Origin of the sequence: Pseudomonas sp. Pseusp16 (genome assembly GCF_047324915.1) — a bacterium.
In the GTDB taxonomy this organism is placed as follows: Bacteria; Pseudomonadota; Gammaproteobacteria; order Pseudomonadales; family Pseudomonadaceae; genus Aquipseudomonas; species Aquipseudomonas fluorescens_CD.
Genome location: NZ_CP168522.1, coordinates 4,603,594 through 4,617,532, shown reverse-complemented (window position 1 = coordinate 4,617,532; position 13,939 = coordinate 4,603,594). Strand labels below are relative to the sequence as shown.

Here is a 13,939-nt window from a genome sequence, read left to right as displayed (position 1 = left end):
GTTATTGAGCCGTCTTCTCCGGCTCGTTCCTGAGCTTCCTGTTCTGGCGTAACCAGTACAGGGTTTTCTTGCCGGCATTGATACCTGGTTTTTCGATGTACTGGTAAGTCAGACTGCTGATGATGATCAGCAGGCAACTGCACACGGCTAGCAGCGGCAGGAAGACCCAGGCTTGTCGGGCGTCAAGATGCAATACCGGCGGCAGTCTCTGCAGCAGAATCCAGAGCACGAACCCGTGCAGCAAATACGTGCTGTAGCTGATTTCCCCGAGCCAGCGAATGCTGCGTGGCCTCAGGGCGCCGAACAAGGTATTGCCTGACGCCACAATCACAAAAAACAGTGAAAGCAGCAGCAACGCTCCCAGGTTGAATGCACGGTTGAACACGGTAAAGGCGATCGCCAATGCGAGCAGAGCGATGATGCCCGCCAGCGGAGACAAGCTCCAGGCGACCCATTGTGGGCGACGAATCCAGTACGCCGCAGCGATGCCGCCGAGGAAGCTGGCCAGGAAATGTTTCTTCAGCGAGTGTTCCCAGCCGACCACCTGGTACAGGGCGTAGATGCCGATCAGGCACAACACCGTCTGCATCCAGCCGCCACGATAAATGAACAGCATGGCGGCCAGTGGCAGGGCCATGTAGAAAAACACTTCGTAGCCCAGCGTCCAGGTGACATTGGAGATCAGCATGCCGGTCTGGTGGTACTGGTTGACGTCTGGCCGGTCGAAGGTCAGCCAGGCCAGGGTCTGGCCAATGAGCTGGATAACCGAGTCCTTGAGCTCCCAGCCCTGCAAATGGAACACGCTGACAAACACAGTCAACATCAGCGGCAGGTAGAGCGGGTAGAGGCGAAACAGCCGCGATACTGCAAACGCCAGCCAGTCGTGTTGCCGTCCGTGGGTGAGCAAACGGTCCCAGAACAGAAAACCGGTAATCATGAAAAAGAGGGCGACGCTGCCCTGGCCGAGCTGCGAGTAGAAGTTGCTCGGCGGAAAATCGATCACACCGGTTTGCAGAAAGATCCAGGTGATTATCGAGTGGTGCACGAACACGCCGAAAGCCAGATAGCCGCGTAAGCCGTCGATGCCGGCAAAGCGGCTTTCACCGCTATGCTCCAGCTGTCGGGCGAATCTCGGCACGGTGCGCAGCAGTAGCGCAGCGGTCGCGATGGCGAGCAGGTAGGCCGTCATCGCGATAAGCGGGTTGGTTTCGGTCATCGGTGAGCCTGGGCCGGAGGACTTCCGGCCAGCACTTGCCTGTGCAAATTATCCACGTCGGCTTTCGAAGCCGCTGCGGCGTATCCCTGCAGTAGCGCTTCGAAGTGGTCCTCGAACAGCCAGTGCCGATCTTCTGCGTAGCGCTTCATGTGGCGCAGATTACGCCGGCGCAGGGAAGGGCTCAATGATGAAGGGTAGATTCGCAGGTCGGCCAGGTCGATCAGGCCGAACTCGCCGTCCTCCAGTACCAGCACATTGCCCAGATGCAGGGAGCGGAAGTAGACCCCTTGCTGATGCAATTGAGCCATGAATTTGCCGAAACGCTCCACCAGTGCCTGGCGCACTGCCGGGGCCGTGATGCCTTGCAGGATCTGGCGCAGGGTGTTGCCTGGCAAGGGCGAGTAGTGCACAGCGGTGCTGCCGTCTTCGAACCGGTAAAGGTCGAGAATGTGTGGTGTCGGGATGCCCATGCCGCGCAGTTGCACTGCGTTGATGGCAAACCGATCGGAATAGGGTGTGAAACTGCCCGAGGTGTACCAGCGGCGGCGGCGGAACAGCTTGAGAAAGCTGCCATCGGTCAGGCGCAGGACCTTGGGGCCCAAACCATCTTCTTCGATGACCCGGGCATCGGCAATCAACTGTTGCAGGGCGCTTGGCGTTGCAGTCCTGATCGGCCTGTCCAGCAGGCGCCTGGCCCGTTGATTCATGCTCAGTGCGGCAATCAGTGCCAAGGGGATCCACAGCAGGAACCAGTGCTCCTTGGGACGAGAGATAATCCCGCCACCTTCGGTCAGGCCCGCACCGATACCGAATGCCAGCCAGGCCGAGGCCATGATAAACAGCGGTTGCACGCGATGGCGCCAGCTGCTGATGAAGCCCCACGCGAGGAAGAACAGCCATGGCAGCAGACCAATAATGCCGACGTAGTAGAGCACGCCCAGGGCAAAGCTATGGGGCTCCTGGAGGGGATAGCCGACGCCTGGGTCCAGGATCAGTTCGGCGTTGTAGCCGTGGCCGATCCATGGATGTTCAGCAATCCTGTCCAGGGTCAATTGCCAGAGCTCGATACGGAAGGAACTGCCTCTTTCGATGATCTTGTCCGCTAACAGCGCGAAAGTCGCGGCTCCGGCGATGAACATGGAGCCAAGCATGAGGACCGAGCGTCGATTCCAGCAGATGAAACACAACCACAGCGCAGCGAGCGTCAGCGCAACCAGTGGAGTCCTGGAACCGGTGGCCAGCACTGCGGCGAACATGATCGCCATCGCCGGTATGCTCAGCCAAAGTACCTGGCGCCGCTTGCAGGTCATGCTCAGGCTCAGCCAGTAGGTACAGAAAAAGCCGAAAACGTGGGAGCTGAGCAGTGGATTGTCGAACGCGCCTACACCGATCAGGCGCATTTCCGGTTGGTAGATCTGGCCGAACCTGTACAGGTTGTAGGCAGAGACGATCAGCGCCACCGTCGCGGCGCAGAACAGCAGGGGCTGGATGATTTCGCTGCGATAGCGCACCAGCATGTAGCAGCCGACGAACAGGAACAGGGTATGCAATGGCGGTTTGAACTGACCAAAGTCAATGCCGTCGTCCGGCCCCCACCACAGGCTGAGCAGTGCCCACGCCACAAACAACAGGGCTGCAATGACGATCGGTTCGTGCAGCAGTTCTTTGCTTAGCCGCGGACGCAGGCACAGGGCAATCAGTGCCGGAATGCTGAACAGGCCATAATAAAGCTTGTGATGCACACTGCGCCCCGGCAGGAAAAACAATGCACAAAGCAGCAATAAATAACCGAGCGGAAGGATCCACAAACAAATGAAATCGAAGATTCTGTTGGACGTGCTGTTCAAAGCGTTTAATTGCATGCTGAGTAACTTATTCCTGAATTGAGCGACCGTACCAAGGCAAAGACATCTGGTGGCTATTTGACGTGCCACAATACACAGACTGTATGCGATTGCCAGAACCCTGGGGAAGCTGTGCTAAAGTCAGCGTCCTTTTCATCGACATTCGCGTGATATGACCGACTCCAGTCTCTCCGCAAGCCCATCGAGCTTGAAAATCTACTTCCGTCTGCTCGGCTATGTCCGGCCGTACATCAGCCTGTTCCTGATCAGCATCGTCGGTTTTCTGATTTTCGCTTCGACGCAGCCAATGCTGGGCTACATTCTCAAGTACTTCGTCGACGGTCTATCCAACCCTGAAGCGGCGCTGTTTCCAACCGTGCCCTACCTCAGGGACCTGCAACTGCTGCAGGCGGTGCCGTTGTTGATCATCCTGATCGCCGCGTGGCAGGGATTGGGGTCGTACCTGGGCAACTACTTCCTGGCCAAGGTTTCCCTGGGCCTGGTCCATGACTTGCGGGTCCAGTTGTTCAACAACCTGCTGGTGTTGCCAAACCGGTATTTCGACAAGCATAACTCGGGGCACCTGATTTCACGTATCACCTTCAACGTGACCATGGTCACGGGGGCGGCAACAGATGCGATCAAGGTCGTAATTCGTGAAGGCATGACGGTGATTTTCCTGTTTGCCTCGCTGTTGTTCATGAACTGGCGCCTGACCCTGGTCATGGTCGCCATCCTGCCGCTGATCGCCATCATGGTGCGCACGGCCAGCAAGAAATTCCGCAAGCAGAGCAAGAAAATCCAGCTGGCCATGGGGGACGTGACGCATGTGGCGTCCGAAACGATCCAGGGCTATCGCGTGGTGCGCAGCTTCGGCGGTGAAAAGTACGAAGAGAAACGCTTCTTCGACGCCAGCCAGGGCAATACCGAGAAACAATTGCGCATGACCCGCACCGGTGCCATCTACACGCCGCTGCTGCAATTGGTGATCTACACCGCCATGGCCGTGCTGATGTTCCTGGTGCTGTTCCTGCGGGGCGATGCCTCCGCCGGCGATATGGTGGCCTACATCACCTTGGCCGGCCTGCTGCCCAAGCCGATTCGCCAGCTGTCCGAAGTCAGCTCGACCATCCAGAAGGGTGTGGCCGGTGCTGAAAGTATCTTCGAGCAACTGGATGTCGAGCCTGAAGTCGATACAGGCACCGTCGAGCGTGATGCCGTCAGTGGCCGCCTGGAAGTGCGCAACCTCAGCTTTACCTACCCTGAAACCGAGCGTCAGGTACTCAATGACATCAGTTTCTCGGTCGAGCCCGGGCAAATGGTGGCGCTGGTGGGACGTTCTGGCAGCGGCAAGTCGACCCTGGCCAACCTGATTCCGCGTTTCTATCACCACGACAAGGGCGAAATCCTCATCGATGGCGTCGAAGTGGAACAGTACAAGCTGTTGAACCTGCGTCAGCATATCGCCCAGGTGACCCAGCACGTGACCCTGTTCAGCGACACCGTGGCCAACAACATCGCCTATGGCGACCTGGCCGGCGCACCCCGTGAAGACATTGAAAAGGCGGCCCGGGATGCCTACGCGATGGACTTCATTGCCCAATTGCCCGAAGGTCTGGACACCCAGGTCGGGGAGAACGGCGTGCTGCTGTCCGGTGGTCAGCGCCAGCGCCTGGCGATTGCCCGGGCGCTGTTGAAAAATGCTCCGCTGCTGATTCTCGACGAGGCGACTTCGGCACTCGATACCGAGTCCGAGCGGCATATCCAGGCAGCCCTGGATCAGGTCATGAAAGGTCGCACCACGCTGGTGATCGCTCACCGCTTGTCGACCATCGAGAAGGCCGACCTGATCCTGGTCATGGATCAGGGGAAAATCGTCGAGCGCGGTACCCATGAGCAACTGCTGGCGCAAAACGGCTACTACTCGCGCCTCAATGCGATGGGCCTCGACGCCCCGGCCGAAGACATCGCCTGACCCCGAAAGGGCGAGCCTGGCTCGCCCCTTCGCACACCCGACGTGCAACGCGTCCGGTGATTTGTATCCAGACCTTTACGCTTCTTGACCAAACCGGAATAAATCTCGGCAACGTGCTTGTTAAGGTTCCTGAACGAACTTTGACTTGAATCGAGAGGGCCATCCCTTTCCCGCGGGTGTCTGGATGTTGCAACGTTATCTCTGGAAGCTGTTGCCCAAGCCGCAACGGGCTTTTCTGCTGGGGCGCCTGTCGGTCGTGGACCGTCAAGCGGTGAACAAGTCGATGTCGGCCAATGTCAGTTTCCCCAAACCCTTCGAGCAGCGTTCCTGCCTGTTCATCCACGTCCCTAAATGTGCCGGTAGTAGTGTCTGTGCGGCCATGTTCGACGACTGGAGCCCGGGCCACTTGCCGTTGTACTGGTACGAGCAGCAATTTCCCGAGCAGTTTGCCGCCAGTTTCAAGTTCGCGTTCGTTCGCGATCCCCTGGAAAGGGCCTACTCGGCTTACGCATTCCTTCGGGGCAACGCTTTGGGGAAACGGGATCACGCGGCACAGAAACTGGTCAGCCATTACCGCGACTTTGATGACTTCGTCGGCCGCTGGCTGCACCCGGAGACGATCCAGCGACAGCTGCACTTCGCCGCGCAAACGGATTTCCTGACGGATTCCATGGGCCATCTGGCGCTGGATTTCGTCGGCTACCAGGAGCACCTGGAGCGGGATTTCAGGTTGATTTGCGAGCAGTTGGACTATCCGGCGGATCTGCCCCACGTGAACAGGTCGCAGCAGCGGCGCCCGATGCCTGCGCGCGAGTTTTGCACGGTGCGCACCCGCAGGTTGGTGCGGCGGGTCTATCAGCGTGATTACGAGATGCTTGGATATGAATGAAGCCGCGCCGTTGTCTCGCCACTCGATCAGGCCCTACCCGTTATTGCTGTCGAGCGAAGACCGTGCGGCCCTCAAGTCGCAGACACCGCGCTGTCTCTGGCTGACGGGGTTGTCAGGGGCCGGCAAGTCGACCCTGGCCAATGCCCTGGAGCTGCAACTCAATCAACAGGGGTTGCACACCTTTTTGCTCGATGGCGACAACCTGCGCGCCGGTCTTTGCCGTGATCTGGGGATGGGGGCTGAATGTCGGCGGGAAAATATCCGGCGCACCGCCGAGGTGGCGCGCCTGATGGTCGACGCGGGTTTGATTGTGATCGTCGCGGCGATTTCGCCGTTCCGGGCCGAACGTGAGGCGGCGCGTCGATTGTTTGCAGACGGAGACTTCATCGAGGTGTTTGTGAGCACGCCGCTTGCGGTTTGCGCGCAACGTGATCCCAAGGGGTTGTATCGGGCTGCCCGGGAAGGCCGGATCAAGGATTTCACAGGCATCGACAGTCCGTACGAGGTGCCGCTGCATGCGGAGTGCGAAATCGATACGCAAGCGCTGGAAATGGGCGAAGCGTGCCGTCATCTGGCGGATTTTCTGCTCAAAAAATGAGCAATAAAAGCCGGCGAATCATCCCGTTGCAGCCTCCGCACAAGCCGACACCAACCCTGTGTTAATATCGCGCCCCTGTTCATTCTGTATGTGGGTTGCACCATGAAGTTGTCCATGCCGCGATTCGATCAAGCCCCTGTCTTGGTGGTCGGCGATGTCATGCTCGACCGTTACTGGCATGGTGGTACCTCACGGATTTCTCCTGAGGCGCCGGTGCCGGTGGTCAAGGTCGATCACATCGAGGACCGTCCGGGCGGCGCTGCCAACGTTGCCTTGAACATTGCCGCCCTGGGGGCTCCGGCCTCGCTGGTCGGTGTCACGGGTGACGATGAAGCCGCCAACAGCCTGGTCAACAGCCTCAAGGGCGCTGGCGTGCGGGCCATCTTCCAGCGTATTGCGCACCAGCCGACCATCGTCAAGCTGCGGGTCATGAGTCGTCACCAGCAATTGCTGCGTATCGACTTCGAAGAGCCCTTCGCCACCGACGCGCTGGCGCTGGCCGCGCAGGTCGATGAGTTGCTCGAAGGCATCAAGGTGCTGGTGTTGTCCGACTACGGCAAAGGCGCGCTGAAAAACCATCAGGCGCTGATCCAGGCCGCCCGTGCCCGCGGCATTCCGGTGCTGGCCGATCCCAAGGGCAAGGATTTCTCGATCTACCGTGGCGCGAGCCTGATCACGCCAAACCTCAACGAATTCGAAACCATCGTCGGTGGTTGCGCCGATGAGCACGAGTTGGTGAGCAAGGGCGCGCAGCTGATGCACGACCTGGACCTCGGCGCCTTGCTGGTGACCCGTGGCGAGCACGGCATGACCCTGCTGCGTCCGGATCATCCTGCGCTGCACTTGCCGGCCCGTGCCCGCGAAGTGTTCGACGTGACCGGTGCTGGCGATACGGTGATTTCCACCCTGGCGGCTGCGATTGCCGCGGGTGAAGAACTGCCCCACGCGGTGGCCCTGGCCAACCTGGCGGCCGGTATCGTGGTCGGCAAACTCGGTACGGCGGCCATCAGTGCGCCGGAACTGCGTCGTGCGATTCAGCGCGAGGAGGGTTCCGAGCGCGGTGTGCTGGGTCTTGAGCAACTGTTGCTGGCGGTCGATGATGCCCGTGCGCACAACGAACGGATCGTGTTCACCAACGGTTGCTTCGATATCCTGCATGCCGGCCACGTGACCTATCTGGAACAGGCGCGGGCCCAGGGCGATCGCCTGATCGTCGCGATCAACGACGATGCATCGGTCAGCCGACTGAAAGGGCCGGGCCGTCCGATCAACAGCGTCGACCGGCGCATGGCGGTGCTGGCCGGTCTGGGCGCGGTGGACTGGGTGATCAGCTTCCCGGAGGGCACACCGGAAAACCTGTTGAGCGCGGTCAAGCCGGACGTGCTGGTCAAGGGCGGGGACTACGGGATCGACCAGGTGGTTGGCGCGGACATCGTGAAAGCCTACGGCGGTACCGTGAAAGTGCTGGGGCTGGTGGAAAACAGCTCGACCACCGCGATTGTCGAGAAGATCCGCAAGTCTGAATAACGCAGCTTTTGTAGGAGCTGGCTTGCCAGCGATGGTCGTTAACGATGACGCTAATCCATTGAACAGATGCGGCGTCCTTGAGTCCATCGCTGGCAAGCCAGCTCCTACAGGGTTATGTGGGCACCTTCAGGAGCTGACCTTTTTACGCGGCACGATCTTCTTCAGAAGCAGTTTTGCCCTCCCGCGCAACCGCGCCAGCCCCGAATCCTTCCCCGGCGGGGTCAAGCCTTGCTGCCTCACCCAGTCCTTCCAGCGAATTCGTTCATCGCGCACCAGCCAGCCTTCCTGTCGGGCAAAACTCTCGGCCAGGTACAGGCCGCGCGTGCTGGCCGGGTACAGCTGATCCTTTTTCAAGGTGTAGAGCTCAGCCATCGGGTGGCCGTCCTGCAAGGGCATCAAGTACAGATCGGGTCGTTTGCGGTCGAGACGGGCGACGAGTTGATCGCCTTCCAGTCTTTCATCGACATGGAACAGGCTCAGGGATTTGGCTTCCTTGGGAACGTCCAGGCGCAAGTCGTAAATCAGTTGCAGTGACGCCGTTGGCAAATGCACATAAGCCCGCGGACGCTCCATCAGCATCAGATTGGCGCAACGTACCGGCCGCGCCGAGCCGGACAGTGGCGACAAGCGAAATGGCAGGGCTTCACGGTAATGCAGGGCGGCCGAGTAGGGTGTCGGCAGCCAGGTGTCATTGAACCGCCCGCCGAGCCAGCCTTCGGGGGTTTCCAGCAGGCATTCTTCGGCAATCTCCTGGATCGCTGTGTGCAAGGGCAGGTTCAGTTCATGGGCCGGCACGTATCCGGAGATCAGCTTGAGCACCACATCGCCGCGGTCCTGCCGACGCTGGCGCACCAGCACCCAATAGTCACGATTCTGCCAATGCAGGGTCAGGCGCACCGAAACCCCGAGATTGGCCAGCTCCAGGGCAAACCGTTCGCTGTCGCCGACCGTTACCGGCCGACGACGTTGCAGGGTCTGGGAGAAATTCAGCGGCCTGCCGACGCTCTGATAAGCCAGGCCTTCGGGAGTCGCTTCGACGAATAACGGCAGGGTCTTGAAGTTGCTCGGGTTCTTTCTTATGAGCGTGCGCGGCATGTCGGCTCCTGCTTAAGGCCGCGTGGGCGGCATCAGTGGCTACGTAGGACCTGGGCAACGGTCGCGACATTGTGGGCGAGGTGCAGCGGATTGATGGTTCCGACAATAGCGCTGGCAACACCCGGATGTTCAAACAACAGCTCGAAACTGGCGCGCACCGGATCCACGCCCGGACTCAGGCATACATGACCACTGGCGAGGGCTTTTTTGACCAGAATGGCTTTGCCGTGTGCAGCAGCATAGTCAATGACGGCCTTCTCGTTCTGCTCGTTCAGATTGTAGGTGACCATCGCGCAATCGCCTTGCTCCAGCGCCTTCAGGCCGCCGTCGACGGTTTTGCCGGAAAAACCGAAACCGCGAATCTTGCCTTCGGCCTTGAGCTCGGCGAGGGTTTCGTAGACTTCGCTGTCATTGAGGATCGCCAGGTCGTTACCATCGGAGTGCACCAGCACCAGATCGATGAAGTCCGTTTCCAGGCGTTGCAGGCTGCGCTCCACCGACATTCGCGTGTGCGCAGCGCTGAAATCGTGACGGGACTGGCCGTCGGCGAACTCTTCGCCCACCTTGCTGACAATCACCCAATCCTGACGCTGGCCGCGCAGCAACGGGCCGAGGCGTTCTTCGCTGCGACCATAGGCCGGGGCGGTGTCGATCAGGTTGATGCCCAGGTCGCGGGCGAGCTTGAGCAGCATGCGTGCTTCATCGTCATCGGGGATCTGGAAGCCGTTGGGGTACTTCACTCCCTGGTCGCGGCCCAGTTTCACCGTGCCCAGGCCCAGGGGTGAAACCAGCAGGCCGGTGCTGCCCAACGGGCGATGCAAGTCGTGCAGGGTCGGTTGGCTCATGGCAGCAGTTGCTCCCAGGCAGGTACGCCCATTGGCGGCTTCGGCAGTTCAGGCAGCGCTGCCGGGTGGCTTGGCTGGATACCGTCGCGGGTCAGGCTGGCAATGACCCGGTCGGCGAAGTCCGGCGCCAGGGCGAGTTTGGTTGGCCAGCCCACCAGCAGGCGATCCTGTTCGGCGAGGAAGGCGTTATCCGGGCGGGTCAACCCCGATTGCAGCGGTTCGGCGCGATCGACCCGCAGGGTCGCCCATTGCGCGCTACTCAGATCGATCCACGGCAGCAACTGGCCAAGCTCTTTGCGGGCGGTAGCGATTTGCTCGGCGGGCTCGCGGGCCACGCCTTCGGCTTCCGCGATGTCGCCGCCCAGGTACCAGACCCATTGACCATCGGCGGCCGGGTGGGTGGTCACGGTCAGGCGCGGTTTGGTGCCGCCGCCCAGGCAGTGGGCGTACAGTGGCTTGAGGCCCGGGCCTTTGGCGATGATCATGTGCAGTGGTCGGCGCTGCATGGCCGGCTGGCTCAGGCCGAGCGCGGTGAGCAGGTCGGCGGTGCCGGCGCCGGCGCTGAGCACGATGCGCTGGGCGCGGATCTGGCGCTCGTCGACTTTCAAGCCGACCAGCTCACCGTTTTCCAGCAATGGCTCGATGTTCTGCCCGGCGAGCAAGCCATCTCCCGCCAGATCGGCCAGGCGCTGGATCAGGCTCGGCACATCGATCACCAATTCCGCCAGGCGATAGACCTTGCCCTTGAAGCGCTTGTCTTGCAGGGCTGGCGGCAATTGCTCGCCCTTGACCTGATTGACGCGACCGCGCACCGCTTTGCTGGCAAAGAAACTGGTGAGGTTGCCGGCGAGGGTGCCGGGGGACCAGAGGTAATGGGCTTCGGACAACAAACGCACGCCGGACAGATCCAGCTCACCATTGCCCGCCAGGGCTTCGCGCCAACGGCGCGGCATGTCGGCGATGGCTTCCGAGGCCCCGGTCAGGGCGCCGTGCAGCGCGTATTTGGCACCGCCGTGGATGATGCCCTGGGACTTCACACTCTGCCCGCCGCCGAGGCTGGCGCTTTCCACCAGCACGGTCGAAAAACCCTGGCGGCGCAGGCGCGCATTCAGCCAGAGGCCGGCGACACCAGCGCCGACAATCAGAACGTCGGTGGAAATAACGGATGGCATGCAGCGACCTCTGTGTTCAAGACGAGGGCGCAGTATACAGACTCGAAGTGGAGGGGATTTACTGGAGTACAAAACCTGTGGGAGCGAGCAGGTTCGCTCCCACAATGAATGGTGCTTTGGACTTAATGCCCCGCAGTTTTGGAGAAGAGCTGGATGACCACGACGCCCAGCACGATCAACGCCATCCCCAGCATCGCCGGCACGTCCAGCTTCTGCCCATAGATAAACAGTGCCGCGACGCTGACCATCACGATCCCCATGCCGGCCCATACGGCATACGCCACGCCCACCGGAACGCTGCGCACCACCAGGGTCAGCATCCAGAAGGCAATCCCGTAGCCGAGGATGACCAGCACCAAGGGCAGCGGGGTGCTGAGGCCTTTGACGGCTTTCATCGAAACAGTGGCAATCACTTCGGCGCAGATGGCTATGGCCAGGTAGTAGTAAGCGGTCATGGGTCAATCCTCGTGTGAAGTGTTGCTCTCTGAGGTCGGCATTCTAGTGAGTTGCCAGATGCGGTAAAGTCATTACCTATCTGAATAGAAGATGGGTTGAGCCATGAGCATGCAATGGAATCTGGAGCAGCTGCGGTTGTTTGTCAGCGTAGCGGAGCAGCGTTCGTTTTCGGCCGTGGCGCGGGACCAGCGCAAGGCGCAGTCGGCAGTCAGCAGCTCGATTGCGATGCTGGAAGAAGACCTGGGCGTCAGCCTGTTCGACCGCAGCAGCGGCCGTCAGCCGAAACTCACCGAAGCCGGCACGGCGTTGCTGGATGAAGCGCGGGAAGTATTGCGCCAGTGCGAACGACTCAATGGTCGGGCATTGGCAATGATGCGCGGGCAAGAGGCACGACTGCGGGTGGCGCAGGATGAAGCGATGCCGTATCAGCCGATCATCGAAAGCTTCGAGGCCCTGGCGGAAAAATTCCCCAGCCTTGAGGTGCAACTGACCAGCGCCGCCCAGGGCGATGTCGCGCGTAAGCTGGTGGAGCGGCGCGCCGATCTGGGGCTGCTGTTCTTTCACGATCAGATTCCCGAGGCGCTTGAGCGGCGGGTACTGGGCAGCGTGGAAATGGTCACGGTGTGCGGCAAGGATCATCCGTTGGCGCGCAAAGGCTCAGTGGACGGCCAGCAACTGGCGCAGCATCGGCAGTTGCTGATGTCCACGGAGTCGAGCATTTATCCCGGCAGTGATCCCGCCAGCCCGCAAGTCTGGCGCGCGGACAGTTTCTATGTGATGGCGGAATGGCTGGTGCGCGGCCTCGGCTGGGCCTGGTTGCCACGCCACGTGGTGCAGTACCCGACTTATCAGAATCAGATGGTCGAACTGGCCAGCGAATGGACCCCGCCGGCCCTGGTGGTGGAGCTGGTATGGCGCCGGGATGAACCGCTCGGTCCGGCCGCGCGCTGGCTCGCCGAACGTTTTGCCGTGCACTTGCAGACGATTGGCGAAAAAAGCCGATAAACTCCGCCGCCATGAATAGAACTCTCTACACCGCGCTGTTTTATCTGGGGCTGCCATTGGTAGCGATTCGGCTTTGGCTGCGCGCGCGCAAGGCGCCGGCGTATGCCAGGCGCATCGGCGAGCGTTTCTCCTATGGGATGCCGGCGATGAAACCGGGCGGCATCTGGGTGCACGCCGTGTCGGTGGGCGAAAGCATTGCTGCCGCACCGATGATCCGCGCCTTGCTGGCGCGTTATCCGGATCTGCCGATTACCGTGACCTGCATGACGCCGACCGGTTCGGAACGGATCCTGGCGCTGTTCGCCAATGAGCCGCGCATCCAGCACTGCTATCTGCCTTACGACCTGCCTTGCGCCGCCCGACGCTTGCTCGATCGGGTGCAGCCGAAACTGGCGGTGATCATGGAAACCGAACTGTGGCCCAACCATATCCATCAATGTGCCAAGCGCGGGATTCCCGTGGCGTTGGCCAATGCGCGGCTGTCCGAACGTTCGGCCAGGGGCTACGGCCGGTTCCGCAAGCTGACCCAGCCAATGCTGGCCGAGATGAGCCTGTTCGCGGTGCAGACCGAAGCCGAAGCCCAACGCTTTCGCGACCTGGGCGCGCGGGCGGAAACCGTCGAAGTGACCGGTTCGATCAAGTTCGACCTGACCATCGACCCGCAACTGCTTGAGCGCGCCAGCCAATTGCGCGGGCAATGGCAGGCGCTGGAGCGACCGGTGTGGATTGCGGCCAGTACCCATGACGGCGAAGACGAGGTCGTGCTGGCGGCCCATCGTCAGTTGTTGGCCAGTCACCCCGATGCCTTGCTGATTCTGGTGCCGCGTCATCCGGAGCGCTTCAATTCGGTGTACGGGTTGTGCCAGCAACAAGGCTTTGCCACGGTTCGGCGTTCCAGCGGCGATGCGGTCAGTGCAAATACTTCAGTGTTGCTTGGCGACACCATGGGCGAGTTGCTGTTTCTCTACGCCCTGGCTGACAGTGCTTTCGTCGGCGGCAGCCTGGTTCCGAATGGCGGGCATAACCTGCTGGAGCCGGCGGCACTCGCCAAGCCGGTGTTGAGCGGGCCGCATCTTTTCAATTTCCTCGAAATCGCCACGCAGTTGCGCAGTGCCGGGGCGTTGCAGGAAGTGGAGGATGCCGAAGGGCTGGCGGTGGCGGTGCAGCGGCTGTTTGAACTGCCGCGCGATGCGCAGCGCATGGCAGAGGCCGGGTTGAAGGTGATGCGCACCAATCAGGGGGCGCTGCAGCGGTTGCTGGACGGGTTGGGGCGGTTGATCGACAGGTCTTCAGTTCGCCGCTGATCCTGTGGGGGCG

General features: G+C 60.9%; 12 protein-coding genes. 6 read left to right on the top strand and 6 right to left on the bottom strand.

All coding sequences use genetic code 11. The features are described 5' to 3' along the window. Position 1: 1 nt before the first annotated feature. Both ACEN8Q_RS20970 and ACEN8Q_RS20965 read right to left on the bottom strand, forming a co-directional pair. Positions 2-1,216 (bottom strand): acyltransferase family protein, encoded by a 1,215-nt coding sequence (locus ACEN8Q_RS20970; RefSeq protein ID WP_413423233.1) that lies wholly within the window; start codon positions 1,214-1,216, stop codon positions 2-4. Beyond that, positions 1,213-3,078 (bottom strand): O-antigen ligase family protein, encoded by a 1,866-nt coding sequence (locus ACEN8Q_RS20965; protein WP_413703680.1) that lies wholly within the window; start codon positions 3,076-3,078, stop codon positions 1,213-1,215. Before ACEN8Q_RS20965 ends, ACEN8Q_RS20970 begins: the two co-directional genes overlap by 4 nt. A 154-nt stretch (positions 3,079-3,232) precedes the next feature. Between ACEN8Q_RS20965 and msbA the strand changes: the two genes are divergently transcribed. The 4 genes from msbA to hldE all read left to right on the top strand — a co-directional run bounded on the left by msbA (position 3,233) and on the right by hldE (position 8,049). Further along, positions 3,233-5,035, top strand: a complete 1,803-nt coding sequence (gene msbA / locus ACEN8Q_RS20960) for a lipid A export permease/ATP-binding protein MsbA (protein WP_413423237.1) — start codon at positions 3,233-3,235, stop codon at positions 5,033-5,035. 184 nt (positions 5,036-5,219) lie between these two features. After that, on the top strand, positions 5,220-5,924 hold the full coding sequence (locus ACEN8Q_RS20955; RefSeq protein WP_413423239.1) for a sulfotransferase family 2 domain-containing protein: 705 nt from the start codon (positions 5,220-5,222) through the stop codon (positions 5,922-5,924). Further along, a complete protein-coding gene (gene cysC / locus ACEN8Q_RS20950) occupies positions 5,917-6,522 on the top strand; it encodes an adenylyl-sulfate kinase (protein WP_413423241.1) in 606 nt (201 codons plus the stop codon). Before ACEN8Q_RS20955 ends, cysC begins: the two co-directional genes overlap by 8 nt. Before the next feature lie 102 nt (positions 6,523-6,624). Further along, positions 6,625-8,049 carry a bifunctional D-glycero-beta-D-manno-heptose-7-phosphate kinase/D-glycero-beta-D-manno-heptose 1-phosphate adenylyltransferase HldE gene (hldE, locus tag ACEN8Q_RS20945; protein WP_413423243.1) on the top strand — a complete coding sequence of 475 codons (1,425 nt, stop codon included), beginning with the start codon at positions 6,625-6,627 and terminating at the stop codon, positions 8,047-8,049. A gap of 126 nt (positions 8,050-8,175) precedes the next feature. On the opposite strand, the gene ACEN8Q_RS20940 is transcribed toward hldE, so the two are convergent. The 4 genes from ACEN8Q_RS20940 to ACEN8Q_RS20925 all read right to left on the bottom strand — a co-directional run bounded on the left by ACEN8Q_RS20940 (position 8,176) and on the right by ACEN8Q_RS20925 (position 11,616). Further along, on the bottom strand, positions 8,176-9,144 hold the full coding sequence (locus ACEN8Q_RS20940; protein WP_413423245.1) for a metal ABC transporter ATPase: 969 nt from the start codon (positions 9,142-9,144) through the stop codon (positions 8,176-8,178). Between the two features lie 32 nt (positions 9,145-9,176). Then, complete coding sequence (locus ACEN8Q_RS20935) at positions 9,177-9,989, bottom strand: aldo/keto reductase (protein WP_413703679.1); 813 nt, start codon at positions 9,987-9,989, stop codon at positions 9,177-9,179. Next, positions 9,986-11,161 (bottom strand): NAD(P)/FAD-dependent oxidoreductase, encoded by a 1,176-nt coding sequence (locus ACEN8Q_RS20930; RefSeq protein ID WP_413703678.1) that lies wholly within the window; start codon positions 11,159-11,161, stop codon positions 9,986-9,988. The genes ACEN8Q_RS20935 and ACEN8Q_RS20930 overlap by 4 nt, the downstream gene beginning before the upstream one ends. A 122-nt stretch (positions 11,162-11,283) precedes the next feature. Next, on the bottom strand, positions 11,284-11,616 hold the full coding sequence (locus ACEN8Q_RS20925; RefSeq protein WP_007977444.1) for a DMT family transporter: 333 nt from the start codon (positions 11,614-11,616) through the stop codon (positions 11,284-11,286). A gap of 103 nt (positions 11,617-11,719) precedes the next feature. Here ACEN8Q_RS20925 and ACEN8Q_RS20920 point away from each other — a divergent pair, with 103 nt between their 5' ends. Next, entirely contained in the window at positions 11,720-12,622 is a 903-nt protein-coding gene (locus ACEN8Q_RS20920) for a LysR family transcriptional regulator (RefSeq protein WP_413427564.1), read from the top strand. Positions 12,623-12,633: 11 nt separating this feature from the next. Next, on the top strand, positions 12,634-13,926 hold the full coding sequence (waaA, locus tag ACEN8Q_RS20915) for a lipid IV(A) 3-deoxy-D-manno-octulosonic acid transferase (RefSeq protein WP_413427565.1): 1,293 nt from the start codon (positions 12,634-12,636) through the stop codon (positions 13,924-13,926). Positions 13,927-13,939: the final 13 nt, after the last annotated feature.